22 protein-coding genes are annotated in these 24,242 nt (G+C 64.1%); 4 read left to right on the top strand and 18 right to left on the bottom strand.

What is annotated here, in order from left to right; all coding sequences use genetic code 11:
* Positions 1 to 6 precede the first annotated feature (6 nt).
* The 7 genes from D0Y60_RS14545 to D0Y60_RS14515 form a co-directional block, all read right to left on the bottom strand.
* Positions 7 to 1,662 carry a GMC family oxidoreductase N-terminal domain-containing protein gene (locus tag D0Y60_RS14545; protein WP_117370669.1) on the bottom strand — a complete coding sequence of 552 codons (1,656 nt, stop codon included), beginning with the start codon at positions 1,660 to 1,662 and terminating at the stop codon, positions 7 to 9.
* Between the two features lie 20 nt (positions 1,663 to 1,682).
* Entirely contained in the window at positions 1,683 to 2,453 is a 771-nt protein-coding gene (locus D0Y60_RS14540) for a 3-ketoacyl-ACP reductase (protein WP_117370668.1), read from the bottom strand.
* Complete coding sequence (locus D0Y60_RS14535; RefSeq protein WP_117370667.1) at positions 2,450 to 3,949, bottom strand: GMC family oxidoreductase; 1,500 nt, start codon at positions 3,947 to 3,949, stop codon at positions 2,450 to 2,452. The genes D0Y60_RS14540 and D0Y60_RS14535 overlap by 4 nt, the downstream gene beginning before the upstream one ends.
* 9 nt (positions 3,950 to 3,958) lie before the next feature.
* The gene (gene ugpC, locus D0Y60_RS14530; protein WP_117370666.1) at positions 3,959 to 5,074 is read right to left on the bottom strand and encodes a sn-glycerol-3-phosphate ABC transporter ATP-binding protein UgpC; all 1,116 of its coding nucleotides are present in this window, start codon (positions 5,072 to 5,074) and stop codon (positions 3,959 to 3,961) included.
* Positions 5,075 to 5,079: 5 nt separating this feature from the next.
* Positions 5,080 to 5,961, bottom strand: a complete 882-nt coding sequence (locus tag D0Y60_RS14525) for a carbohydrate ABC transporter permease (RefSeq protein WP_117370665.1) — start codon at positions 5,959 to 5,961, stop codon at positions 5,080 to 5,082.
* A complete protein-coding gene (locus D0Y60_RS14520) occupies positions 5,958 to 6,839 on the bottom strand; it encodes a sugar ABC transporter permease (RefSeq protein ID WP_117370664.1) in 882 nt (293 codons plus the stop codon). The genes D0Y60_RS14525 and D0Y60_RS14520 overlap by 4 nt, the downstream gene beginning before the upstream one ends.
* A 151-nt stretch (positions 6,840 to 6,990) precedes the next feature.
* Positions 6,991 to 8,241, bottom strand: a complete 1,251-nt coding sequence (locus D0Y60_RS14515; RefSeq protein ID WP_117370663.1) for an ABC transporter substrate-binding protein — start codon at positions 8,239 to 8,241, stop codon at positions 6,991 to 6,993.
* A 332-nt stretch (positions 8,242 to 8,573) separates the two neighbouring features.
* On the opposite strand from D0Y60_RS14515, the gene D0Y60_RS14510 reads away from it, so the two are divergent.
* On the top strand, positions 8,574 to 9,626 hold the full coding sequence (locus tag D0Y60_RS14510; protein WP_245409181.1) for a LacI family transcriptional regulator: 1,053 nt from the start codon (positions 8,574 to 8,576) through the stop codon (positions 9,624 to 9,626).
* 47 nt (positions 9,627 to 9,673) lie between these two features.
* On the opposite strand, the gene D0Y60_RS14505 is transcribed toward D0Y60_RS14510, so the two are convergent.
* The 5 genes from D0Y60_RS14505 to D0Y60_RS14485 are packed head-to-tail and all read right to left on the bottom strand — an operon-like array spanning position 9,674 to position 15,622.
* Entirely contained in the window at positions 9,674 to 11,179 is a 1,506-nt protein-coding gene (locus tag D0Y60_RS14505) for an aldehyde dehydrogenase family protein (RefSeq protein WP_117370661.1), read from the bottom strand.
* The gene (locus tag D0Y60_RS14500) at positions 11,179 to 11,958 is read right to left on the bottom strand and encodes an enoyl-CoA hydratase/isomerase family protein (RefSeq protein ID WP_117370660.1); all 780 of its coding nucleotides are present in this window, start codon (positions 11,956 to 11,958) and stop codon (positions 11,179 to 11,181) included. The genes D0Y60_RS14505 and D0Y60_RS14500 overlap by 1 nt, the downstream gene beginning before the upstream one ends.
* Positions 11,951 to 13,564: an acyl CoA:acetate/3-ketoacid CoA transferase gene (locus D0Y60_RS14495; protein ID WP_117370659.1), complete on the bottom strand. Its 1,614-nt coding sequence runs from the start codon at positions 13,562 to 13,564 to the stop codon at positions 11,951 to 11,953. Before D0Y60_RS14495 ends, D0Y60_RS14500 begins: the two co-directional genes overlap by 8 nt.
* Positions 13,565 to 13,583: 19 nt before the next feature.
* Positions 13,584 to 14,585 (bottom strand): Gfo/Idh/MocA family oxidoreductase, encoded by a 1,002-nt coding sequence (locus tag D0Y60_RS14490; protein ID WP_117370658.1) that lies wholly within the window; start codon positions 14,583 to 14,585, stop codon positions 13,584 to 13,586.
* On the bottom strand, positions 14,582 to 15,622 hold the full coding sequence (locus D0Y60_RS14485; protein ID WP_117370657.1) for a LacI family DNA-binding transcriptional regulator: 1,041 nt from the start codon (positions 15,620 to 15,622) through the stop codon (positions 14,582 to 14,584). Before D0Y60_RS14485 ends, D0Y60_RS14490 begins: the two co-directional genes overlap by 4 nt.
* A 303-nt stretch (positions 15,623 to 15,925) precedes the next feature.
* Between D0Y60_RS14485 and D0Y60_RS14480 the strand changes: the two genes are divergently transcribed.
* Both D0Y60_RS14480 and ung read left to right on the top strand, forming a co-directional pair.
* A complete protein-coding gene (locus tag D0Y60_RS14480; RefSeq protein ID WP_117370656.1) occupies positions 15,926 to 17,092 on the top strand; it encodes a dihydrodipicolinate synthase family protein in 1,167 nt (388 codons plus the stop codon).
* 96 nt (positions 17,093 to 17,188) lie between these two features.
* On the top strand, positions 17,189 to 17,884 hold the full coding sequence (gene ung / locus D0Y60_RS14475) for a uracil-DNA glycosylase (RefSeq protein WP_117370750.1): 696 nt from the start codon (positions 17,189 to 17,191) through the stop codon (positions 17,882 to 17,884).
* 46 nt (positions 17,885 to 17,930) lie between these two features.
* Here ung and D0Y60_RS14470 read toward each other — a convergent pair whose 3' ends face one another.
* On the bottom strand, positions 17,931 to 18,881 hold the full coding sequence (locus D0Y60_RS14470; protein WP_117370655.1) for a nucleoside hydrolase: 951 nt from the start codon (positions 18,879 to 18,881) through the stop codon (positions 17,931 to 17,933).
* 41 nt (positions 18,882 to 18,922) lie between these two features.
* Positions 18,923 to 20,158: an FAD-binding oxidoreductase gene (locus D0Y60_RS14465; RefSeq protein WP_117370654.1), complete on the bottom strand. Its 1,236-nt coding sequence runs from the start codon at positions 20,156 to 20,158 to the stop codon at positions 18,923 to 18,925.
* Between the two features lie 224 nt (positions 20,159 to 20,382).
* On the opposite strand from D0Y60_RS14465, the gene D0Y60_RS14460 reads away from it, so the two are divergent.
* Positions 20,383 to 20,673 carry a hypothetical protein gene (locus D0Y60_RS14460; RefSeq protein ID WP_117370653.1) on the top strand — a complete coding sequence of 97 codons (291 nt, stop codon included), beginning with the start codon at positions 20,383 to 20,385 and terminating at the stop codon, positions 20,671 to 20,673.
* Here D0Y60_RS14460 and D0Y60_RS14455 read toward each other — a convergent pair.
* From D0Y60_RS14455 to D0Y60_RS14440, 4 genes are read right to left on the bottom strand one after another with little or no spacing between them, the layout of a single operon-like run.
* Positions 20,667 to 21,548 (bottom strand): metal ABC transporter permease, encoded by an 882-nt coding sequence (locus D0Y60_RS14455; RefSeq protein ID WP_117370652.1) that lies wholly within the window; start codon positions 21,546 to 21,548, stop codon positions 20,667 to 20,669. The genes D0Y60_RS14460 and D0Y60_RS14455 overlap by 7 nt on opposite strands.
* Positions 21,545 to 22,417, bottom strand: coding sequence for a metal ABC transporter permease (locus tag D0Y60_RS14450; RefSeq protein ID WP_117370651.1), 873 nt, complete (start codon positions 22,415 to 22,417; stop codon positions 21,545 to 21,547). Before D0Y60_RS14450 ends, D0Y60_RS14455 begins: the two co-directional genes overlap by 4 nt.
* Positions 22,414 to 23,283: a manganese/iron ABC transporter ATP-binding protein gene (locus D0Y60_RS14445; protein ID WP_281048145.1), complete on the bottom strand. Its 870-nt coding sequence runs from the start codon at positions 23,281 to 23,283 to the stop codon at positions 22,414 to 22,416. Before D0Y60_RS14445 ends, D0Y60_RS14450 begins: the two co-directional genes overlap by 4 nt.
* Positions 23,280 to 24,122 (bottom strand): metal ABC transporter substrate-binding protein, encoded by an 843-nt coding sequence (locus D0Y60_RS14440; RefSeq protein ID WP_281048149.1) that lies wholly within the window; start codon positions 24,120 to 24,122, stop codon positions 23,280 to 23,282. Before D0Y60_RS14440 ends, D0Y60_RS14445 begins: the two co-directional genes overlap by 4 nt.
* Positions 24,123 to 24,242 lie beyond the last annotated feature (120 nt).

Here is a 24,242-nt window from a genome sequence, read left to right as displayed (position 1 = left end):
TTCCCCCTATCGGATGTTGGCGCGGGCGCGCGGACGCTGGTCGTTGCGCTCGTATTGGAAGACCTGGGCCGGCAGCGCCGGCAGGCCGCGGATGATGTCGGCGCCCTTCTCGCCCACCATGATGGTCGGCGCATTGGTGTTGCAGGAGGGAACGCGCGGCATGACGGAACTGTCGCAGACGCGCAGTCCGTCAAGCCCATGCACCTTCAAATCGAGCCCGACGACGGCATCCGCGCCCGTGCCCATCTTGCAGGTGCCGACCGGGTGATGGTCGGTCTTGGCATTGGCGCAACCATAGTTGAACAGGTCCTCATCGGTCACGACCTTCGGCCCCGGCAGGCGCTCGGCCATGACGAAGGGTTTCAGCGCAGCCTGCTGCATGATCTCGCGGGCGATCTTCAGGCTCTCGATCGACATTTTCCGATCGTGCGGGTCGTCCCAGTAGTTGGGGTCGATCAGCGGCGCGGCGGCGGGATCAGCGGAGGCGAGCCGCACCGTGCCCTTCGAGCGGGGATGCAGGTAGGCCGAATTCAGCGTCACGCCTGCATTCTTCAGCTTCTCCACGCCCGCCTCGATGCCCGAGCCGAGGCCGAGATGGAACTGGATATCCGGCGAACGGGCCTCGGGGTCCGCATACCAGAAACCGCCGGTCTCGAAGAGCGAGGAGGCGACGGGGCCGGAGCGGAAGAGCACATATTGCAGCCCGGCCCACAGCGTGCGGTGCAGCTTGGCGACGCCGTCATAGGTGTGGTCGCCGGTGCATTCGGAGATGACGAAGAGATCGAGATGGTCCTGCATGTTGGAGCCGACGCCCGGGAGGTCGTGTTTCACTGTAACGCCGACCGAACGCAGGTGATCGGCCGGGCCGATGCCCGATTGCTGCAACAGTTTCGGCGAGCCGATGGCGCCGGAGGAGACGAGCACCTCACGCTCGGCCCGGATGGTCTCGACGCTGCTACCGCTGACGACCTCGACGCCGACGGCGCGCGTGCCTTCCAGCACGATGCGGGCGACGCGCGCGCCGGTGCGGATGGTGAGATTTTTCCGATCCTTGATCGGCGAGAGATAGCCGAGCGAGGCGGAGGAGCGGCGGCGGTTGCGCTGGGTCAGCTGATAGAAGCCGACGCCGGCCTGCTGGCGGCCGTTGAAATCGTGATTGTAGGGAATGCCGAGTTCCTGGCCGGCGCGGATATAGGCGTCGCAGATGGGCAGCGCCGAGACCGGCATGGAAACGCCGAGCGGCCCGCCATAGGAATGGTAGTCGTCGGCGAAACGCTGGTTGTCCTCGGCGCGCTTGAAATAGGGCAGGATTTCCCGGTAGCTCCAGCCCTCGCAGCCGTCTTCGCTGGCCCAGAGGTCGTAGTCGGCGGCATTGCCGCGCGTGTAAAGCTGCGCGTTGATCGAGGAACCGCCGCCGATGACCTTGGCCTGCGTATAGCGCAGGACGCGGCCCTTCATGTGCTTCTGCGGCACGGTCTCCCAGCCCCAGCTTGCGACGCCCTTGGTCATCTTGGCAAAGCCGGCCGGCATGTGGAACAGCGGGTTCCAGTCGCCACCGCCGGCTTCCAGCAGCAGCACGCGAACGGTCGGATCCTCGGAAAGCCGGTTCGCCAGCACGCAGCCGGCGGGGCCGGCGCCGGTGATGATGTAATCGTAGGTCATGCCTTGGTCCTTAACAGTTTTCAGAGCCGGCCGATCGACAGCCCGCCGTCGAGATTGATCACCGAGCCGGTGGCGAAGGCGAATTTGCCGGATGCCAAGGCGGCTGCGACGGAACCGATATCGTCAGGCTCGCCCCAGCGCTTCATCGGCACAAGGCCGCCTTCGATCAGCGCGTCGTATTTCGTGGAGACGGTGGCCGTCATGTCGGAGCGGATGATGCCCGGGCGGATTTCGAAGACGGAGATGCCGGTATCGGCGAGCCTGATCGCCAGCCCCTGGCTGAAGGCGGCAAGGCCGGCCTTGGTCATGCAATAATCGAGCCGCTCGGGCGAAGTGAGGCCGGCCGAGACGGAGGTGATGTTGATGATCGCGCGTGGACCGGCCGCCTGTTTCGACTGCAACATCGCCTTCAGCACGGCTTGGGTGAAGAACACTGTGCCGCGCAGATTGGTCGAGACGATCGTGTCGAAATTCTCCGGCGCCAGATCGAGGAAATCGCCGCGCACGACGGAGGCGATACCGGCATTGTTGACGAGGCAGGCGATTGCCCCGAGCCGGTCTTCGATGGCCGCGACGGTGGCCGCATGGCCGGAGAGATCGGCAAGATCGCCCTTGAGATAGATTGCATGGGCGCCGAGCCGGGCGAGGTCGGCGATCATCGCGTCGGTGGTGGTATCGCTGTCGCCGATACCGGTGACGGCGATGTCGAAGCCTTCGGCGGCGAGGGCTTTCGCGATGCCGAGGCCGATACCCCGGCGGCCGCCGGTGACGATGGCGACGGGGCGGGTCATGCCGAAAGCTCCTTTGCGCGGATATGGTCGGCGACGCGCAACGCCTGGGCGGCGATGGTGAGCGCCGGATTGACGGCTGCCGAGGTCGGCAGGCAGCCGCCGTCGACGACGTAGAGATTGGCGTGATCGAAGGCGCGGCAATAGGGGTCGAGCGGGGCGGTGGCCGGATCAAGGCCCATGCGCACCGTGCCGCACTGATGCGAGGGGGTGCGCTTGTCGAAGGGCTGCGTGAGGACGATCGGGTAGCCAGCGGCCTTGAAATGAGCGCGCATTTTCGCCTCCAGGCCCGATAGCGCCTCCATGTTGGAACGCCGCCATTGCATGACGATGCCCTTGCCGTCGACCATGATGCGGCTTTCGGGATTGGGCAGGTCCTCGGTCATCATGTACCAGTCGATTGCGTGGCCGGCCATGAAGTCGAGCGCGAAGCGCGGGGCATAGACCGGCGCGTTGGCTTTCAGGATGTCGCCGTTGATCTTGCCCAGCAGCTGGACATTGCCGAGCGGCAGGCCGTCGCGACCGCCGGTCAGGTAATAGTCGTTCAGCATCAGTGTCTTCTGGTAGATGCTGTCGTTGCGCCGGAACGGGTTGATCGCGAGCATGGCGCTGCAATTGTGGTTCATGAAGTTGCGGCCGACCTGGTCGGAACTGTTGGCGAGCCCCTTGCCGTTGCCGGAGCGCAGCAGGATCGCGGCCGAGTTGATCGCGCCCGCCGACAGGATGACGAGTTTCGGGGAAAGCCGCTTCCTCTCTCCGCCGTGGGTGTAGTGGATCGCGGTGATCCGGCCGTCCGGTCCTTCCTCCAGCGTATCGACATGGGCGGAGGTGACAAGCGTAATGTCAGGGTCGAGCAGGGCGGCGGCGAGCGGCGCGGTCTCCGCATCCCTCTTGCCTTGGCCGGCGTTGGGAAAGCCGTCCCAGGGCGTGCGCCCGCCGGCAAGCCATGTGTCGATATCGACGCCGAGCGGCAGGGTCGCCGGATTGAGCCCCTGCGCCTTCAGTTCGGCGCGGGCGCGGGCGATCGCCGGCTCGTCCGGCACGGGGCCGTGCGGATAGGGCGTGGAATGGTGCGGTTCGGTCGGGTCCTGGCCCAGTTCGCCGCGCACCTCGAACAGGCGCTCGGCCTTTCCATACCACGGCTCCAGCTCCTCGTAGGGGAAGGGCCAGGCCGGCGAGACGCCGCCGAGATGCTGCATCTCGGTGAAATCCTCGGCGCGATAGCGCAGGAGCACCGCGCCGAAGAGCTTGGAGTTGCCGCCGACGAAATAGAAATTGCCCGGATTGAACGCCGTACCGTCTGGCTCGCGCCACATCTCCTTCGGTCGGAAATGGCCGTCGACGAAGATCGAGCGGTAGCTGCGCGTCTCGGGTGTATCGGGCAGGCGCTCGCCGCGCTCGAGGATGACGATGCGCGCGCCCGAGCCGGCGAGGGCGGCTGCCATGGTGGAGCCGCCGATGCCCGATCCGATGATGACGATGTCCGGCTGCGTGGTCATTGAAAAATCTCAGGCGATGCGAAGCTGGCTTGCGGGGTCGAAGAACACCGCCTTGTCGAGGTTGAAGGCAAGGCGTGCGGTCTGGCCGGCGGTGATGCGCACGTCAGCACGCAGGCGGGCGACGATCTCCTTGCCGCCGAGATGGGTGACGGCGAAGGTGTCAGCGCCGGCCGGCTCGACCACCTCGATCAGGCAATCGCCTTCCGCGACGGTTCGGGCATTGCGGTCCGCGCCGTCAGGGTCGGTCAGGGCTTCTGGGCGAATGCCGAAGATGACCTCCTTGCCCTTGTAGGCGGAAAGCCCGCCGGGCGCGTTCGGCACGGAAAGCACCAGCGGGTCGGCCTGGTGGCGGGCAAGCGAGACCGCCATGTCGGCGCCGTTCTGTTCGATCTTTGCCGAGAGCAGGTTCATTGCCGGCGAGCCCATGAAGTCGGCGACGAAGATGTTGGCCGGGTTGTTGTAGATTTCCGAGGGCGAGCCGAACTGCTGCAGCACGCCGTCCTTCAAGACCGCGATCTTGGTGGCGAGGGTCATCGCCTCGATCTGGTCGTGCGTCACATAGACGATGGTGGTCTTCATGCGCTGGTGCAGGCGCTTGATTTCCGTGCGCATGTCGACGCGCAGCTTGGCGTCGAGGTTGGACAGCGGCTCGTCGAACAGGAAGAGTTTGGGGTCGCGTACCAGCGCCCGGCCCATGGCGACGCGCTGGCGCTGGCCGCCTGAGAGCTGGCCGGGCTTGCGCTCCAGCAGGTGGCCGATCTGCAGCATGTCGGCGACCTGCTTGATCGCTTTGTCGCGCTCGTCCTTCGGCACGCCGCGGATCTCCATGCCGAAAGCGATGTTTCCGGCGACCGTCATGTTCGGATAGAGCGCGTAGGACTGGAAAACCATGGCGATGTCGCGCTTGGAGGGGTGCAGGCCCGCGACCGAGCGCCCGTCGATGGCGATGTCGCCCGAGGTGATCGGCTCCAGGCCGGCGATCGTGTTGAGCAGCGTGGACTTGCCGCAGCCGGAGGGGCCGACGAGCACGAGGAAGCCGCCCTGCTCGATCTCCAGGTTGATATCCTTCAGGATTTCGAGCGCGCCGTAGGACTTGCGCAGATTGCTGATCTTGAGGAACGACATGAGCGTTATCCTTTCACGGCGCCGGACATCAGGCCGCGCACGAAATACCGTCCGGAGACGATGTAGACGATGAGGGTGGGCAGGGCGGCGAGGATCGCGCCCGCGAAATGCACGTTGTATTCCTTCACGCCCGTCGAGGACTGCACGAGGTTGTTGAGCGCAACGGTCATCGGTGTCGTGTCCGCGCCCGAGAAGGAGGCGCCGAACAGGAAGTCGTTCCAGATATTGGTGAACTGCCAGATGACCGAGACGACGATGATCGGGCCGGAGGAGGGCAGCAGGATGCGGTAGAAGATCTGGAAGAAGCTCGCGCCGTCGATCTGGGCGGCACGCACCAGCTCGGTCGGGAAGTTTTCGTAGTAGTTGCGGAAATAGAGCGTGGTGAAGCCGAGGCCGTATATGATGTGCACGAAGGTGAGGCCCCAGATCGAGCCGGCGAGCCCGATCGTGCCGAGAATGCGCGCCATCGGAATGAGCACGATCTGGAACGGGATGAAGCAGGAGAGCAGCAACAGGCCGAAGAAGACGTTCGAGCCCCTGAACTGCCACTTGGTCAGCACGTAGCCGTTCAGCGCGCCGATGATGGTGGAGATCGCGACGGCCGGCACGACCATCAGGATCGAGTTGATGAAGAAGGGGCGAAGGCCCGTCGGCTGTACGCCGATCTGCGCCGTCGACCAAGCGGAGATCCACGGTTCGATGGTCCATTGCTGCGGCAGGTTCAGCATGCCGCCCTGGCGGATTTCCTCCAGCGGCTTCAGCGAGTTCACCAGCATGACGTAGAGCGGCAGCAGGTAATAAACCGCAAACAGGATGAGGGCGGTGTAGATCAGCGCACGCGTCAGCTTGTTGTGCGAGATGACGTTATCGGGATTGGAAACGCTCATCGGCCTTTGCCTCCGCGGATTTCGGAATAGAGGTAGGGGATGATGATCGAGAAGATCATGACCAGCATGATGATCGCGGAGGAGGCGCCGATGCCCATCTGGTTGCGGGTGAAGGTGTAGGAATACATGAAGGTCGCCGGCAGCTCGGTCGCCTGTCCCGGCCCGCCGCCCGTCAAGGCGACCACGAGGTCGTAGGCCTTGATGGCGAGGTGGGCGAGCACGACAAAGGCCGACAGGAAGACCGGGCGCATCAGCGGAATGATGATGCGGCGGTAGATGGTCGAGGTCGAGGCGCCGTCGATCTGGGCGGCTTTGATGATCTCGTTGTCGACGCCGCGAAGCCCGGCGAGGAACATAGCCATGACGAAGCCGGACGACTGCCAGACGGCGGCGATGACCACGCAGTAGATGGCGTAGTTGCGGTCCTTGATCCAGTTGAAGGAAAAGCTTTCCCAGCCCCAGAGATGCATGGTGTTCTCAAGCCCGATGCCGGGATCGAGGAACCACTTCCAGGCCGTGCCTGTCACGATGAAGGAGAGCGCCATTGGGTAGAGATAGATCGGTCTGAGTATGCCTTCGGCGCGGATCTTCTGGTCGAGCAGGATGGCGAGCGCCAGGCCGAGCACCGAGCAGATGACGATGTAGAGCGAGGCGAAGATCGCAAGGTTGGAAACCGCCCGCCACCAGTGCGGCAGCGCCCAGAGCTTGGAATAGTTGCTCAATCCCACGAAATTGTAGGAGGGCAGCATCTTGCTGTCCGTCAGCGACAGGAAGCCCGTATAGGCGATGAAGCCGTAGACGAAGACGAGCACGATGAGGAAACTGGGTGCCAGCACGAGCTTCGGCAGAAGCTCCTGCAGCCGGCTTCGGCTATCCATGGTCGATACCACCGTTGAAATCGGGTTGCAGGGCGGCGCGTGGCCCCCTCATCCGGCTGCCGCCACCTTCTCCCCGCGGGGAGAAGGGCTTTGCCGCGACGTTCAAATCCCTCTCCCCAGCGGGGAGAGGGTAGGGTGAGGGGCTGGCCCCTTATTTCGCGGCCTCGACGGCGGCCTTGAGTTCCGTCACGGCTTCCTCGGAGGAAAGCTCGCCGTTGAACTGGCGGGTCACGACGTCATAGATCGCGTTCTTGACGGAGGCCGGGTTTGCGTGGCCATGCGCCATGGAGCCGAACAGCGTGCCGTTGGTGTTGGCTTCCGCGAGGTCCTTGATGGCCTTCTTGCCGCAATCGTCGAAGGCTTCATCCGAGACGTCGGTGCGGGCCGGGGCCGAGCCCTTGACCACGTTGAAGGCCGACTGGAAGGTCGGGTTCTCGATGGCCGAGGCCATGACGAGCTGGGCCGGAACCTTCTCTGCGGCAACCTTGAACATCGCGAACTGGTCGGAGTTGAAGGTGACCGAGCCCTGCGTGCCCGGGAAGCGCATGCAGACGAAATCCGAGCCCGGCTTCTTGCCGGCCTTGATGAATTCGCCCTTTGCCCAGTCGCCCATGAACTGCAGACCGGCCTTGCCTTCGATGACCATGGCAGAAGCCAGGTTCCAGTCGCGGCCCGAGAAGTTGTCGTCCACATAGGAGCGCAGCTTCGTCATGCGGTCGAACGCTTCCTTCATCTGGGCGCCGCCCAGCGTGTCCGGATCGAGATCGATGAAGGCCTTCTTGTAGAAGTCGTTGCCGAAGGAGAGCACGACCGCGTCGAAGATCGTCGCGTCCTGCCACGGCTGGCCACCATGGGCGACCGGCGTGATGCCCTGTTCCTTGAACTTGTCGAGCAGGGCGACGAGTTCGTCCCAGTTTGCCGGCTCCTTGCCGCCGGCCTTGTCGAGGGCCGCCTTGTTGATCCACATCCAGTTGGTGGAGTGGACGTTGACGGGAGCCGCGATCCAGTGGCCATCATATTTCGAGAACTGCTGCAGGGCGGTCGGGATTACCTTGTCCCAGCCTTCCTTGGCGGCCACTTCGTCGAGATTGCCGAGCGCGCCTTCCTTGGCCCAGTCGAGAATGTCGAAACCGAGCATCTGCACGGCGGTCGGCGCGTTGCCGGCCGTGACGCGGGCGCGCAGAACCGTCATGGCTTCCGTCCCGCCACCGCCGGCAACCGGCATGTCGGTCCAGGAAATGCCCTTGGATTCGAGGTCCTTCTTGAGAACGTCGAGAGCGGCAGCTTCACCGCCCGACGTCCACCAGTGCAGAACCTCCACATTTTCAGCGGCGCGAGCGGCCGTGCCGCCTAGGCCCATCAGCACCGCAATCGCTGCAGTGGTCGTCAGAAACTTGCGCATTGTATTCCTCCCGTTTGCAAGTTCGAGGGCGAGAGCCTCCTCCCGCCGATATGACCGAGGCCCTTGAGAGCGTCGGAATCCAGTCTATGGCTCAAAGCGCCGCGCCAATTTAAAACGTTGTAAATTTGCGGAGTCAAGTCGCCACGGAAAGGTGCGGCAACTGTCTTTGAGATTGCGATAAATTCAGGCGATTTCAGCGATTTCTTAAAAACGTAACGCTTTGTGCGATGCATCGAAAACGTTTTAAATTCTGTGCAGCGCAAGATTGCCCAGGGGCGAGACGCTCGATATGGTGCCGGGAATCGACGTTCCCCATCCGAAGAAGCCTGCCCGTGTCCCGCATCGAAAAGCCCGCCGACAGTGAAACCGCCCGCAACCCGCTTCGAGCCGGCAAGCCGACGCTGAAGACGATCGCGGAACTGACGGGGTTTGCGATCACCACGGTGTCGCGCGCGCTCGGCAATGCGCCCCAGATTTCCGAGAGCACAAGGCGTCGCGTGCACGAGGTGGCAGCCGAGATCGGCTACCTGCCGGACCGCGCCGCGCAGCGTCTCAAGACCGGCCGCACCAATGTCATTTCCGTCCTGCTCGATCCGCACGAGGAAATCCTGGGCTTCGGCACGTCCATCATGCACGGCCTGGCGCGGGCGCTTCAGGCGACGCCCTACCATCTCATCGTCACGCCGAATTTTCTCGACGGCAGCAATGTCGATGCGGTCAACTACATCATCCGCAACGGCATGGCCGACGGCCTGATTTTCTCGCGCACCGAGCCGTTCGATCCGCGTGTGCGGCTGCTGCTGGAAAACGGCTTTCCCTTCGTCACGCACGGCCGTACGGAGTTCTCCACCCCGCATGCCTTCGTCGACTACGACAACTTCGCCTTCGCCTACGAGGCCACCAAGCGGCTGATCGTCAAGGGCCGGCGCAAGGTCACGATCATCCTGCCGCCCAAGCGGCTGACCTTCTGTCAGCACATGCTGCACGGCTTCATGACCGCCGTGCGCGAGGCCGGCGTCGCCTACGAGATTCCCGAGGCGCTCGATCTCGACAGCCCCGCCGACATGATCCGCGACTACATGCGCCGCCGCAGCACGGAGCCCGATGCGCCGGATGGATATACCTGTCCTGGCGAAGTTTCCGCGCTCGCCACAATTACCGGCATGAGCGACAACGGCCTGTCGCTCGGTGTGGAATACGACATCGTCGCCAAGCAAACGTCGCGGCTGCTCAGCCAGATCCAGCCGAAGGTCGAGACCATCTACGAGGACCTGAAGGCGGCCGGCGAAGGCATGGGCAGCTTGCTGTTGCAACGCATTGCCGGCGAGCCGGTCGAGGGCCTGACGATCCTGCAAAGCCCGCAATTCAGCTTCCCGACGCCCTGAGCGGGCGGCGGAGCCAGTCCCATCCATGGTTGTCGGGAAGGGTCTTGTCATCGCGGCATCCACCAGCCGGTGCGGGCGCCGATATGCATGTTGAGCGTCTTGGTCTCGGTATAGTCCTCCACCGCATGGCGGCCGAGCTCGCGGCCGAGGCCGGACTGGCGATAACCGCCGAAGGGCAGTTCTGATGCGCCGTCCATGAAGGTGTTCATCCAGACCGTGCCGGCGCACACCTTGCGGCCGACCGTCAGGCAGGTGTCGAAATCGCGGCTCCAGACGCCGGCCGACAGGCCGTAGTCGATGGCGTTGGCGATGCGGATCGCTTCTTCCGTCGTCTCGAAGGTTAGGACGGAAAGAACCGGACCGAAAACTTCTTCACGGGCGACGGCCATGTTCGGCTGCACGCCGGAAAGGATGGTCGGTGCCATGAACTGGCCGAGCCCGAGATCGAGGGCAGCACCACCCAGCGCCACAGAAGCGCCTGCCTTGGAAGCGCCATCGACATAGGTGGCGATCTTTTCGAGATGCTGGGGCGTGATGATCGCGCCGACCTGCGTCGTTGGGTCGAGCGGATCGCCGACCTTGACCTTCTTTGCAAGCTCGGCGATGCGGGCCGTTACGTCGGCGGCGATGGATTTGTGCAGGATCAGCCGCGAGCCGGCGTTGCAGCATTCACCGGCGTTGAAATAGGCGCCGAAGACGGCGGCATCGATGAAGGCGTCGAGGTCGGCATCCGGGAAGACGATCTGCGGGTTCTTGCCGCCGAGTTCCAGCGACACCTTTTTCAGAGTCTGCGCTGCATTGGCCATCGTGAGACGGCCGACACCGGTGGAGCCGGTGAAGGAGACCATGTCGACATCGGGGTGCGTGGTCATCGGCGCGCCGACTTCCGGGCCGGTGCCGGTGATGATGTTGACGACACCGGCCGGCACGCCGGCCTCGATGAGGATTTCGCCGAGGACGAGCGTCGAGCCGGAGGTGAGTTCGGACGGCTTGACGACGGTCGTGCAGCCGGCGGCGAGCGCGAAGGGCAGCTTCTGGCTGACGATCAGGAAGGGGAAATTCCACGGCGTGATGATCGAGACGACGCCGATCGCCTCGCGCAGCACGACGCCGAGCGTGCCATCGCCCAGCGTGTTGTAGCTTTCGCCGTGCAGATCGCGGGCAAGGGCTGCGGCATAGCGCCAGATATCGACGGCGCCGCCAAGCTCGGCCTTGGCCTGGCTGATCGGTTTGCCGGATTCGATGCAGTCGAGGAAGGCGAGATCGTCGGCACGGGCGGCGATAAGTTCGGCGGCCTTGAGCAGGATATTGGAGCGCTCGGCACCCGTCATACTCGGCCACGGGCCATTGTCGAAAGCCTTGCGGGCAGCCGCGATGGCGCGCTCCGCGTCGGCCTTGCTGCCAGTCGGGTAGCGGCTCACCACGACGCCATGGCCAGGAGCGACGCGCTCAAGCGCATTGCCGGAACCTTCCGTCCAGACGCCGTCGATCAGCATGCGAAAATCGCGTGCCTTGAAATTGTCAAGCGCCTTGGGTTTCACATGCGCGGTCATTACCAGTCTCCCTTGAACTCTGCGGGGCGTTTTCCGGTGAAAGCGGCGACGCCTTCCTTCAGGTCCCCGGTCTTGGCGACGAGGATCGAGCCCAGGGCCTCCACCGCCGCACCATTGTCTTCGCCGTTCGCCACCGCGATCATCAGCTTGGAAATTTCCGTTGCCGCCGGGCCGCGCGCCATGATGCGTGCTGCATAGGTCTTCGCGGCGTCCAGCACCGCTCCGGTCTCGACGACCTGATCGACGATGCCGAGTATCTGCGCCTCGTCTGCCGTCAGCACTTCACCGCCGAGCAGCATGCGGCGCACGGCCTGCGCGCCAAAACGCTTCACCAGCCGCTGGGTACCGGACCAGCCCGGAACCATGCCGAGGCCGGCTTCCGGCAGGCCGATCTTCACCTGCGTTTCGGCGATGCGAATGTCGGCGGCAGCCGCCAGTTCCAGCCCGCCGCCCAGCGCATGGCCGTTGACGGCGGCGATCAGCGGCATGCGCAGCGTCGCCAGCCGTTCGAAGACGCGGTGGCCGAAGCGCACCCAGGCATGGCCGAATTCATTGGCCTCCATGCCGGCCCAAGCCCGGATATCGCCGCCCGCCGAAAAGGCCTTGCCCTCGCCGGTCAGGATGGCGACACGCACGGCGGCATTGGCTTCGACGTCGTCGCAGGCGGCTGAAAGCTCCTTCAGCATGTCGATATCGAAGGCATTCGCCTTTTCCGGCCGCGCGACTGTAATCGTCGCGACAAAGCCGTCGACGGAAATACGGATGCGCGGCTCAGCCATGGAACGCTCCCGCAAGCTGGCGCGCCGGCTTCTGCGGCAGCGTCAGGCCGATCGGCGCGTCGGTGAAGAGAGCGGCGTCCATGACCTTGAGATCGGGTGAGATGAGGAGGTCGAATTCCGATTGGTCGAGGATATGCGCCTGAAGATCGACGCCCGGCGCGATCTCGGTGAGCACGATGCCATCAGGCGTCAGCTTCAGCACGCAGCGCTCGGTGACATAGGTGATGTCCTGCCCCTGCGCCACGCCGCGCGGGCCGGAGAAGGTGACGTGCTCGACTTCATTGACCAGCTTCTTCAGCTTGCCTTCCTTCTCGATCACCAGCTTGCCGTTCTCGATGCCGAGCTTGGCGCCGGCATTGAACATGCCGGAGAAGACGATCTTCTTCGCACGCGCCGTGATATCGACGAAGCCGCCGCAGCCTGCCGTCACATGCGGCCGGAAGGAGAGCTTCGAGACATTGACCGAGCCGTCCTTGCCGATTTCCAGGAAGGAGAGCAGCGAGGCGTCGAAGCCCGCACCCTGGAAATAGGTGAATTGGTAGGGCGAGGGCATGAAGGCATCGGCATTGGAGGCACAGCCGAAGGCGAAGTCGAGCAGCGGCACGCCGCCGACGGCGCCCTGTTCGATGACCCAGGTGACGGCGCCATGCAGGCCTTCTTCCATCAGGATGCGCGGCACGTTTGCGGAAATGCCGAAGCCGAGATTGACCGCGCTGCCGGCCTCGAGTTCCTGCGCCACGCGGCGGGCGATGACCTTCTGGATGTTGAACTCCGGCACCCGGAATGAGTCGAGCGGCCGGAAGATTTCGCCGGAAATGGCAGGGTCGTAGAGCGTCTGCGTCGTCTGCTTCTGCTCCGGATCGACCACGATGTAATCGACCAGCACGCCGGGCACGCGCACGTCATGCGGTTTGAGCGAGCCTTCCTTGGTGATGCGCTTGACCTGCGCGATGACGATGCCGCCATTGTTGCGGGCGGCAAGCGCCTGGTCGAGACCGCCGAGATACGCGCCTTCATGCTCATAGGTCAGGTTGCCGCGTTCGTCGGCCGTGGTGGCGCGGATGATCGCCACCTGCGGCGCGATGGCCTTGAAATAGAGCCAGTCCTCACCAGCGAAGGTGATCTTCTCGACCACAGGCTCCTCAGCGGCGGCGGCATTCATCGCGCAGCCTTCCCGGCGCGGATCGACGAAGGTTTCCAGCCCCACCTTGGTGATGACGCCGGGGCGCTTGGCGGCGGCCTCGCGGTGCATGTCGAACAGGATGCCGGAGGGAATATTGTAGGCCGGAATCTCGTTGCCGGTGATCATCTGCCAGATCAGTGGCGGTTCGGATGTGGAGGGGCCGGAGGGATAGGAGCCGCCGATGATCTTCTTCAGAAGGCCTTTCTTCGCGATGTAATCGACACCCTTGATGCCGCTCATGTCGCCGGCCGCGATCGGGTGCACCGTCGTGAGGCTCTGCGGATGGCCCGTCTCGTCGAAACGCTCGCCGATGGCTTTCAGCGTCAGGTCCGGGCAACCGAGGCCGGAGGACGAGGAGACCGATACGACGGCGCCGTCTGGAATGAGGTCTGCGGCCTGGCGTGGAGTGATATGCTTGCTCATGGTCTTTTCCGAATAGTCCTCAAAGGCCCGGTGCGATCTTGACCGTTCCGCCGGTGCGCGCGGCTTCGACTACGGCAAGTCCCGTTGCCAGCGACCAGATGCCATCCTCGCCCGTCGCGGACGGCTTTCCGTTGCCGTCAACGGCGGCATGGAAGGCGGCAAGTGCGGTCTCGTAGAGATTGCGGGGATCGAGCGGCAAATCCTGTTCACCGCTGGCGTCGCGCAGCGTCACGGTGCCGATGGGGCGCTGCGTCATGACGTTGCGGCCGATCAGCGAGCCCTCGGAACCGTGGATTTCCAGCCCGGTCTCCGCGAATTTCGTGGTGAAGCCGTCGTGGAACTGCGCGATGACGCCATTTTCGAAGCGCAGCACGCCCATAACGGCATCCTCCAGTCCGGCCTTGCCCATGCCGCCGGCCTGGGCGAAGGCGATGGCTTCGACCGGGTCGCTGTCCAGCACGAAACGCAGCGTATCGGCGTCGTGCACGGTGATGTCGAGGATCACGCCGCCGCCCGCCTCCGGCTTGTCGAGGCGCCAGCCCTGCAGGTGCGGCGGCAGATAGACGGAGTGGAAGACGCGGGCCGACAGCGGTGTGCCGATACGACCGGCCCTGATAGCCTCGCGCATCGCGCGGTGCGTGGCGGCATTGCGCAGATGATGATTGGTCGCCATGACGACGCCGGCGTCCTTCGCGGCCTGCACCATGGCGCGGGCATCGGCAAGCGACATGGCGAGCGGCTTTTCGCACAGGATGTGCTTGCCGGCCTTGGCGGCGGCGAGCGCCTGGTCGCAGTGCAGTTCGTTTGTCGTGGAGATATAGACCGCGTCGACATCGGGGTCGTTGACGAGGTCTTCGAGTGTCGTCACCGCCTTGGCGATGCCCTGCGCCTCGGCATAGGTCTGGCCGCGATCGGCGCTGGTGCTCATCACGGACACGACTTCGCCGCCCGTTGCACGGATCGCTCCGATCACCCACTCCCTGGCGATCGTGCTTGCCCCGATCAGACCCCATTTCGTCATGCCGACATCCTCCGCGTCTTTTCCCCGGCACCGCAGCTCTGGCGCACGACAAGGCGCACCGAACCGACGATTGCCTCTGGCTCCACCCGGCCCGCATTGATCTGTTTCAAAAGCAGTTGCGCCGCCCGCCGGCCCATGCCCTGCGGATCGACGGAAACCGTCGTCAGCGCCGGCACGGCGGTCTCGGCCTCGATCACATCGTCGAAGCCGACCACGCCGAAATCGCGGCCCGGCTCCTTGCCGGCGGCGCGTAGGCCGTCGCAGACCCCGAAGGCGGCCGCGTCGTTGAAGCAGAGGGCCGCCGTCGGCGCGTCCTGCAGCGAAAGCGCGCGCTCGATTGCCGCGACGCCGCCGGCGCGCGAAGCCGTCGAGCCGATGACCAGCGTATCGGGCGCGGCGAGGCCGGCCTCGGCCAGCGCATCGCGCCAGCCCTGCACGCGTTCGGCGAAGACGGTGGTGTTGGCGATGCCGCCGAGGAAGGCAATGCGGCTATGGCCGAGCGAGACGAGGTGGCGGACCGCATCCTTCGCGCCGGCATAGTTGTCGGAAAACAGCGTGGAGACCTTCGCGCCGACCACGTTGCGCACCACCGCGACGACCGGGATGCCACTGGCCGCCAACGGCTTCAGGTCGACGGCCTCCGTGCCGCGTGCCGGCGAAATGATGAGCCCGGCAATGCCGTGTTCGCGCATGGAGGCGATGACCTCGCGCTGGCGATCGACGCTTTCGGCGGAGTTCGACAGGAATTGCACGTAGCCGGCCGATTGCATGACCATGTCCATGCCGACGGCAAGCTCCGCGAAGAAGGAGTTGGTGAGATCGTTGACGATGATGCCGATGATCTTCGAGGAGGCCGACTGGCGCAGGTTCGCCGCGCCGCGATTATACACATAGCCAAGCTCGCGGATGACCGCATTGACCTTGGCGCGAGTGGCCTCGTTGACGAGGGGGCTCGCTTGAAGAACGAGGGAGACGGTCGACTTCGACACGCCGGCGGCGCGCGCAATATCGACGACGGTCACCCGGCCCTTGTTCACGATTTTCCTCCCTGTGCGGACAGGTTTCGTCCGCTTGTTGATACTAGATAATTGGATCGTTCCAAATTTGTCAAGTGATGCTCCTCATATTCATGCTGAGGTTTCTGCCGCCTATTTTCGGTCTCGCTCCTCGTGAATTGAGACCTGCTCGCCTTGATACTTCTAGTATCGGCCAATTATTCGACGTTTGCAGATACTTGGGTCGAGCCCGAGGATGACGAAGGAAAAGGGGCGTCGATTAAAATCACCCTTGAAATTTGGAACGATCTAAATTATTGCCGTGAAAAACCTTGGGAGGATTTCATGCCGATCAGCCTGTCCCTGCCGCGTGCCGATGGCGGCGTCGAAGCCTATTCTCTCGTGGGCACGCCAACGGCACGGCCGGCTTCCACGCCCATGTTCAACCGCATTGCCTATGCGGCAGCCCATGTCGTTTCCGATCCGCGCCGCGACACGCGGCCGTGGGAGGCGCCGGCGGTGGACTGGGAGCGGACCATGGCCTTCCGACACCATCTCTGGTCGCTCGGCTTCCGCATCGCGGAGGCGATGGATACGGCGCAGCGCGGCATGGGGCTCGACTGGCCCGGCGCGCAGGAACTGATCCGCCGCTCGCTTGCCGAGGCGAAGACGGTGCCGGGCGCAGACCTCGCCTGCGGCGCCGGCACGGACCATCTCAACCCCGCCGATGCCCGGTCGCTGGATGACGTCATCCGCGCCTATGAGGAGCAGATCGGCTTCGTCGAAAAGCATGGTGGCCGGGCGATCATGATGGCGAGCCGGGCGCTTGCCCGTCTTGCCACGTCGCCCGACGACTATCGCAAGGTCTATGGCCGCATCCTTGGCCAGGCGAAGGATAAGATCGTGCTGCACTGGCTGGGGGATATGTTCGACCCGCAGCTTCGCGGCTATTGGGGCTCCGAAAGCTTCGAGCCCGCATTGGATGCCGTACTCTCCATCATCGAGGAGAACCGGGCCAAAGTCGAAGGCATCAAGATCTCGCTGCTCGATAACGCTTATGAGATCGCGCTCCGCAACCGGTTGCCGGAGGACGTGCTGTGCTTCACCGGCGATGATTTCAATTATGCCGAACTGATCGAGGGCGACGGCAGCAAATACAGCCACGCTCTGCTCGGCATTTTCGATGCCGTCGCGCCGCAGGCTTCCAAGGCGCTTGCCTTGCTTGCTGCCGGAGACGTCGATACGTTCCGCGCGGTCATCGAGCCGACAGTGCCGCTGTCGCGCAAGATTTTCGAAGCGCCGACGCAATATTACAAGGCGGGCGTCGTGTTCCTCGCCTGGCTGAACGGCCACCAGGATCACTTCACCATGCCGGCGGGCATGCAGTCGGCGCGCGGTGTCACGCATTATGCCGATGTCTTCCGCCTCGCCGATCGGGCCAATGTGCTCGACAGGCCGGAGCTTGCCGCTGCGCGCATGAAAAGCCTGATGACGGTTCTCGGCGTCGCCTGAGATTGGCTTTGATGCGATTTGCTGTGGATGACCGGCGCGCGCGCCGGTCTTTTCTGGATGTCCGGCGTTAAGCTCCTCTCATCGAAGGAGATGACGATGGTCGCGACGGATGTGAAAATCGGCGAAAGCTGGAAGGAGCCGCTGGCTGCGGAATTTTCCAGCCCCTATATGGCCGATCTGAAGGCTTTCCTGCTGGAGCAGAAGCAGGAGGGGCGCCGTATCTTCCCGAAGGGGCCTGAGTATTTTCGCGCGCTCGACCTCACGCCGCTCGATGAGGTGCGCGTCGTCATTCTCGGGCAGGACCCCTATCACGGCGAGGGGCAGGCGCATGGCCTGTGCTTTTCGGTACAGCCCGGCGTGCGCATTCCGCCGTCGCTCGTCAATATCTACAAGGAAATGCAGGACGATCTCGGCATCCCGCCGGCCCGTCATGGCTTTCTGGAGCATTGGGCCAAACAGGGCGTGCTTTTGCTGAACAGCGTGCTGACCGTGGAAATGGGCCGCGCCGCGTCCCACCAGGGCAAGGGCTGGGAGCGGTTCACGGACGCCGTCATCCGCGCGGTCAACGAGCAGGAAAAGCCCGTCGTCTTCATCCTCTGGGGCTCCTACGCGCAGAAGAAGGCTGCCTTCGTCGACAGCAAACGCCATCTCGTGCTGCGCTCACCGCATCCCTCGCCGCTCTCGGCGCATAACGGCTTCTTCGGCACGAAACCGTTTTCGAAGGCGAATGCCTTCCTCGAAAAGCACGGACGCAAGCCGATCGACTGGCAATTGCCGGGTACGGCGCAATAGTTGCGGACGGGATGCGGCCGGTGGCAGTCACCGGCCGCGGTAGGGTTCAGCGGACGAGTGTTTCGTCGAGCAGCGCCATCACCTTGTCCGCATCGATGCCGATGCAGGCGTGCTGGCTCGGCAGATCATCCCAGTTGCCGGGCGGGAAACTGCGAGCGTCGGGCTTCTGGATCGTCTGGCCGTCGGCGATCCCGCCGGCCACGACGCGGATCGCGCCGCTGCGGGTGGTGAAGAGCTCGGGCGCGACGAGATAGATGCAGGCGCAGCTGTCATGCACCACCATGCCCTCGTCCTTCACGTGCCGGCCGTAGAAGTCGATATAGAACTGCGAGATGTCGGAGAGCAGCTTCAGATGCGTGCCGTTCTGCGCGGTGAGTTCGGCCAGCCGCCGGCGCGTCATGACGGTCTTCATCGTCACGTCGAGGCCGACGACGACGACTTTCCATGGTGCGGTCATCACCGCATCGGCGGCTTCAGGGTCGCCGTGGATATTGGCTTCGGCGGCGGGCGTGATGTTGCCGGGCACGTCGAAGGCGCCGCCCATGATGATGACCTGCTTGACGAGGCCGGCAATCTCCGGGTCTTCCCTCAGCGCATAGGCGAGGTTCGACATGCGGCCGACGGCGATCAGCGTGACCTCGCCGGGATTGGCGCGCACCGTCTCGATGATGAAGCGCGGCGCGCTGCGCGGATCGACCGGCAGGTCGATCGTCTCGGGCACGTTGATGTTGCCGAGCCCGTCATGGCCATGGATCATCACCGGCCAGTCGACCGGGTTGCGCATGGGATTGTAGGTCTTGCCTTCACCACGCGCGACCGGCGCCGAAATGCCCCATTCGCGCTTCAGGAACAGCGCGTTGCGCGTCGTGGTCTCGATTGCGGCATTGCCGAAGACGGTGGTGATGCCGATGAGGTCGATATCGGGGTGATTGTGCAGGAAGAGCAGGGCCATGGCGTCGTCGACGCCGGGATCCGTATCGAAGATGACCTTGTGCATGGCGGGACCTTTCTTGTTGTTTTTGTGAAGGGATCGCGCGCTTACTGGAAGCGGGTGATGGAAAAGGGGACAAGCGCGCTTTCGCCGTCACCGGCCAGCAGCCGCGCTACATGGCGGCCGGTGGTTGCCGAGAGCGTCAGGCCGAGATGACCGTGGCCGAAAGCGAAGGCGATGCGCGGATCGCGCGGATGCAGGCTGATGACGGGGATCGAGTCCGGCGTGGAGGGGCGGCGGCCCATCCATTCCGTCCCGCCGTCTTCCTGAAGGTCCGGCACGTAGCGGCGCATCTTCCGGCGCATGGCGGCGGCGCGTTTGTAATTGGCGGGCGCTTCCGGCGCGGCGAGCTCGACGGCACCGCCGATGCGCAACGCGTTTTCGAAGGGTGTCGCGACGAAGCCATGGTCGCCGAAGAAGACGGGCATTTCCAGCGTGGTCGACGGGTTCATGAAGGTGGTGTTGTAGCCGCGCTCGGTTTCGAGCAGCACCTTCAGGCCGAGATCGGCCACGAAGCGGCGCGACCAGATGCCGGCGGTGATTGCCAGCTTGTCGAAGGTGAATTCGCCCCCGCCTTCGGTGCGCACGAGGACACCACTCTCGGCCTGGGCGACGGAGGAGACGGTGGCATCGACCAGAGCGGCGCGCTCGCGCAGCGCTGCTTGCAGGCGACGCAGGAAGGTCAACGGATATTCGAACGTCTTGTGTCCGTCGTTGAAGATCGCGCCGGCAAAGGCGCCCTGCAAAGCCGGCACGCGGCGGCGGGCTTCTTCCACATCGAGCTTTTCGACATTGCAGCCGATCAGCTTCGCGTTCTCGGTCTCATGCGCAAAGACCTTGTCGCGGGTGGCGGCGTTGTCGAATACCGTCATCGCGCCGGTGTCGCGGATATGGCCGGAAATTCCGACGAACTGACCGAGGCGCAGATGATCGGCCTCGGCGGTCTTCATGAGATACAGCAGGGCGGCGCGGCTGGCGGCGACCTTGCTTGCGCGGGCCGAAAGCAGGAGCCGGATGAGCCAGGGCGTCAGCGCGGGCAGGTCCTGCCAGCGCAGGGTGAGTGGGCCGAGCGGATCGAGCAGCCATTTCGGCACGGACAGCAACATGTCCGGCCGCGCGATCGGATCGATCTCCGGCGTTGCGAGAATGCCGGCATTGCCGACGGAGGCCGGCAGGCCCCCGGCATCCCGTTCGAGAATGGTGACGGTGTGGCCCTGTTCGAGCAAATGCAGCGCTGAGGCGCAGCCGATAAGCCCGCCGCCGACGATACCGATATGCGCCATGGTGTCCCGTATGCGTTGGTATTCTGGTCTTTTGCCGCCGGATGCGATGTCCGGCGGGCGATTGCGGCGGACGATAGACGGAAAAGGCAAAGCTGTCGACCGGCGCTTCCCTATGCCGCGACGCTGGCCATGTGCCATGGGGAACAGCCGGAAATGGCGGGTTATGCGATCTTTCTTCTCACGGAACGGACAATCCTGTTCCCCCTTAGAGAGGAGAAAGTCCCATGAAAAAATCGATCGTAACCATCCTTGCCGTCGCAACCTTCGCATCGTCCTTCGCTGGCGTCGCCATGGCTCAGAGCCGGGGTGACAATGGTGGAGGCCGTGGCGGCAACGGCGGTCACGGCAGTGACGGCCAGGAGTACCTGCGCGTCATCAACCAGCGCCCTCGCTATGTGAAGGTCAAGGGTGACGTCTTCTGCATGGTCGAGAAGGTCCGTCGCCACGACGCCTACGGCAATCTCTACTTCGAGCATGTCCGCAAGTGCGAGAACCGGGTCGTCGACGTCTATTGATCCGATGCCTGTGATGACATCGTCGCCCGTTGCCCGGCCTTCGCGCCGGGCTTCCGGTTTTGCAGCGCTTGCCGCAGGAAGGCGATAACAAACAGGATGGTCATGAGCAGAACGATCGTCGGTGCGGGGGCACTGTCGATGATGAAGCTTAGCCAGATGCCGAAGAAGGAGGCGCCGACCGCCACGCTGACGGCGACGAGCAGCATGCTCGGGAAGCGCCGGGTGAGCAGGGCGGCGATGGCGCCGGGCGCCACAAGCATGGCGATGGCAAGAATGATGCCGACCGCCTTCAACGCGCCGACGACGACCAGCGACAGCACCGCCAGCAGGCCGTAGTGCAGCAGGTTCACCGGCAGGCCGATGGCCGAGGCGTGCTGGCGGTCGAAGGCGTGCACCAAAAGGTCCTTGCGGAAGATGAGGATGAAGCCGGTCGAGGCGAGGGCGATCACGCCGGTTTCGATGAGGTCCGAGGCGGCGATGCCGAGCATGTCGCCGAAGAGGATATGGTCGAGATGGATATCCGGCTGGATCTTCACATAGAGGACAAGGCCGAGCGCGAACATGCCGGAAAAGACGATGCCGAGGACGGTATCCTCCTTCACGCGGCTGTTGTCCTTGAGGTAACCGGCGGCGAGCGCGCAGGTGAGGCCGGCGACGAAGGCGCCTGCGGCGAAGGGCAGGCCGACGACATAGGCGATGACGACGCCCGGCAGCACGGCATGCGAGACCGCATCCCCCATCAGCGACCAGCCCTTCAGCACGAGATAGCAGGAGAGCAGCGCCATCGGCACGGCAATGGTCAGCGTCACCAGAAAGGCGTTCTGCATGAAGGCGAGCTGGAAGGGCAGGAGGGCGAGTTCGAGCGTCTCGGTCATGGCTGGGCGCCTTGTGCGGTTTCAAGCGCCAGCCGGCTGCGGCGGCGGGCGGCGAGCAGGCCGTGTTTCGGTGCGAAGAGGAAGGCGAGGAGGAAGATCGCCGTCTGCAGCACGACGATGATGCCGCCGGTCGCGCCGTCGAGGAAATAGGAGGCGTAGGCGCCGAAGAAGCTGGTGCCGGCGCCAAGGGTTGCGGCAATCACCACGAGGCGCTGGAAACGATCGGTCAAAAGATAGGCCGTCGCGCCCGGCGTCACCACCATGGCGACGACGAGGAAGGCGCCGACCGTCTGCATGGCGGCGACCGTTGAGGCGCTGAGCAGCGTGAAGAACAGGATTTTCAGGCCGGTCGGATTGAGGCCGATCGAGCGGGCATGGCTCTCGTCGAAGAAGGTGACCATCAGGTCTTTCCATTTGAGAAGCAGGATGACCAGCGTCACCACGCCGATGACGGCGAGCTGGATCGTGTCCTCCGGCGTGATCGCCAGGATATTGCCGAGCACGATGGTCTGGATGTTCACCGGCGTTGGCGAGAGCGACACCATGAACAGGCCAAGCCCGAAGAAGGAGGAGAAGATCATGCCGATGATCGCATCTTCCTTGAGCCGCGTCTGGCGGTTGAGAAAGAGCATGGCGGCGGCGGCAAGCCCGCCGGAGAGGAAGGCGCCGGCCGCGAAGGGTAGGCCCAGCATATAGGCGCCGGCAACGCCCGGCACGATGGAATGGGAGAGCGCATCGCCGATCAGCGACCAGCCCTTCAGCATGAGATAGGCCGACAGGAAGCCGCAGATGCAGCCGACGAGCGCGCTCACCCACATGGCATTGACCATGTAGCCGTAGCCGAAGGGTTCCAGCAGGGAGTCGATCACGGCGTCTTCTCCTGCTCGCGATCGCTGTAGATGACGAAGGGGCGCTCGTCGTCGGTGATGACCTTAACGGAGCGCTTGTCCTCGTCGTCGTGCAGATCGTGGCCGCCGAGGATGAAATGGCGCAGCACGCCGCCAAAGGCGCGCTCCAGATTGGCCTCGGTGAAGGTTCCCGCCGTCGGGCCGGACGCGATGACCGTGCCTTTGACGAAGACCGTGCGGTCGCAGAAATCCGGCACGCTGCCGAGATTGTGGGTGGAGACCAGCATGACGCGGCCTTCGTCGCGCAGCTTGCCGAGCAGTTCGATAATCTGCTCTTCCGTCGTCACGTCGACCCCGGTGAAGGGCTCGTCGAGCAGGATGACCTGGCCCTCCTGCGCCAACGCGCGGGCAAGGAAAACGCGCTTGCGCTGGCCGCCGGAGAGTTCGCCGATCTGGCGCTTGCGGAAGGCGGACATGTTGACCCGCTCCAGCGCTTCCTCGACCATGTCATGGTCGTGTTTGCTCGGGATGCGCAGCCAGTTCATATGGCCGTAGCGGCCCATCATGACCACGTCCTCGACCAGAACAGGGAAAGTCCAGTCGACTTCCTCAGCCTGCGGCACATAGGCGACGAGATTCTTCTTCAGCGCCTCCCGCACGGAAAGCCCGAGGATTGTCACCTTGCCGGCGGCAATCGGCACAAAGCCCATGATCGCCTTGAACAGCGTGGATTTGCCGGCGCCGTTGACGCCGACCAGCGCGGTGATCGTGCCCTTCGGCACGGAGAAGCTGGCATGGGTCAGCGCCGTGTGGCCGTTGCGATAGGTGACGGTGACATCCTCGGCGACGATCCCGTCGACCTTCTTCGTCTTGCTGCCCATCATCATTGCGAAAGGCCTTTCACGATGGTCTCGGAGGTGACGCGCAGCAGGTCGAGATAGGTCGGCACCGGACCGTCGGCCTCACTCAGGGAGTCGACATAGAGCACGCCGCCATAGGCCGCGCCCGTTTCGGCGGCGACCTGCTTGGCCGGATCGGCCGAGACGGTGCTTTCGGAGAAGACGACGTGGATATTGTGCTCGCGCACCGCATCGATCACCGCCTTGACCTGCTTGGGCGTGCCCTGCTGGTCGGCATTGATCGGCCAGAGGAAGAGTTCCTTCAGGCCGAAATCGCGCGTGAGATAGGAGAAGGCGCCTTCGCTGGTGACGAGCCAGCGCTTTTCTTCCGGCAGCGCGCCGATCTTCGCCTTCATCTCCTCGCCGAGCGCTTTGATCTTGTCGCTGTAGGCCTTGGCGTTGGCGTCATAGGTCGCGGCATGGGCCGGGTCGAGCGCGCCGAGCGCCTTGCGGATGTTCTCGACATAGATGAGTGCATTGTCCGGCGACATCCAGGCATGCGGGTTCGGCTTGCCCTGGTAGGGGCCTTCCACGATGCTCATCGGCTGGATGCCGTCGCTGACGGTCACGTTCGGCACGTCGCCGAGATTGCGCAGGAACTTCTGGAACCAGAGTTCGAGGTTGAGGCCATTCCACAGAACGAGCTTGGCGTCCTGCGCCTTCAGGATATCGCGCGGCGTCGGCTGGTAGTTGTGGATCTCGGCGCCCGGCTTGGTGATCGATTCCACGGTTGCCGCGTCGCCCGCCACATTCGCCGCGATGTCGGCGATGATGGTGAAGGTCGTGACCACCTTGGGCTTCTCCTGCGCGAGCGCGGGGGTGGTCATCACGAGGGGCAGGCTTGCAAGAAGGGCATTGAAGGATCGGCGGAGCATAGGATGTCCTGATCTGCTTTTGCGAATGAGTTGCATTAAACTATAGGGGGCTTTTGCCGACTGTCAACGCTA

Origin of the sequence: Shinella sp. WSJ-2 (assembly GCF_003432075.1) — a bacterium.
Classification (GTDB): Bacteria; Pseudomonadota; Alphaproteobacteria; order Rhizobiales; family Rhizobiaceae; genus Shinella.
Note: the sequence above shows the minus strand (reverse complement) of the source record. Positions and strands in the feature narration are given on the sequence as shown.

Excerpts from the sequence above, each read along its gene's own strand:
- D0Y60_RS14490 (WP_117370658.1), bottom strand. The coding sequence starts at position 14,585 with ATGACGAAATGGGGTCTGATCGGGGCAAGCACGATCGCCAGGGAGTGG.
- D0Y60_RS14465 (WP_117370654.1), bottom strand. The coding sequence starts at position 20,158 with ATGGCGCATATCGGTATCGTCGGCGGCGGGCTTATCGGCTGCGCCTCA.
- D0Y60_RS14445 (WP_281048145.1), bottom strand. The coding sequence starts at position 23,283 with ATGATGATGGGCAGCAAGACGAAGAAGGTCGACGGGATCGTCGCCGAG.
- D0Y60_RS14470 (WP_117370655.1), bottom strand. The coding sequence starts at position 18,881 with ATGCACAAGGTCATCTTCGATACGGATCCCGGCGTCGACGACGCCATG.
- D0Y60_RS14520 (WP_117370664.1), bottom strand. The coding sequence starts at position 6,839 with ATGGATAGCCGAAGCCGGCTGCAGGAGCTTCTGCCGAAGCTCGTGCTG.
- ugpC (WP_117370666.1), bottom strand. The coding sequence starts at position 5,074 with ATGTCGTTCCTCAAGATCAGCAATCTGCGCAAGTCCTACGGCGCGCTC.
- D0Y60_RS14500 (WP_117370660.1), bottom strand. The coding sequence starts at position 11,958 with ATGGCTGAGCCGCGCATCCGTATTTCCGTCGACGGCTTTGTCGCGACG.
- D0Y60_RS14515 (WP_117370663.1), bottom strand. The coding sequence starts at position 8,241 with ATGCGCAAGTTTCTGACGACCACTGCAGCGATTGCGGTGCTGATGGGC.
- D0Y60_RS14525 (WP_117370665.1), bottom strand. The coding sequence starts at position 5,961 with ATGAGCGTTTCCAATCCCGATAACGTCATCTCGCACAACAAGCTGACG.
- D0Y60_RS14545 (WP_117370669.1), bottom strand. The coding sequence starts at position 1,662 with ATGACCTACGATTACATCATCACCGGCGCCGGCCCCGCCGGCTGCGTG.
- D0Y60_RS14540 (WP_117370668.1), bottom strand. The coding sequence starts at position 2,453 with ATGACCCGCCCCGTCGCCATCGTCACCGGCGGCCGCCGGGGTATCGGC.
- D0Y60_RS14440 (WP_281048149.1), bottom strand. The coding sequence starts at position 24,122 with ATGACCACCCCCGCGCTCGCGCAGGAGAAGCCCAAGGTGGTCACGACC.
- D0Y60_RS14495 (WP_117370659.1), bottom strand. The coding sequence starts at position 13,564 with ATGAGCAAGCATATCACTCCACGCCAGGCCGCAGACCTCATTCCAGAC.
- D0Y60_RS14480 (WP_117370656.1), top strand. The coding sequence starts at position 15,926 with ATGCCGATCAGCCTGTCCCTGCCGCGTGCCGATGGCGGCGTCGAAGCC.
- ung (WP_117370750.1), top strand. The coding sequence starts at position 17,189 with ATGGTCGCGACGGATGTGAAAATCGGCGAAAGCTGGAAGGAGCCGCTG.
- D0Y60_RS14505 (WP_117370661.1), bottom strand. The coding sequence starts at position 11,179 with ATGACCGCGCATGTGAAACCCAAGGCGCTTGACAATTTCAAGGCACGC.
- D0Y60_RS14455 (WP_117370652.1), bottom strand. The coding sequence starts at position 21,548 with ATGACCGAGACGCTCGAACTCGCCCTCCTGCCCTTCCAGCTCGCCTTC.
- D0Y60_RS14460 (WP_117370653.1), top strand. The coding sequence starts at position 20,383 with ATGAAAAAATCGATCGTAACCATCCTTGCCGTCGCAACCTTCGCATCG.
- D0Y60_RS14535 (WP_117370667.1), bottom strand. The coding sequence starts at position 3,949 with ATGACCACGCAGCCGGACATCGTCATCATCGGATCGGGCATCGGCGGC.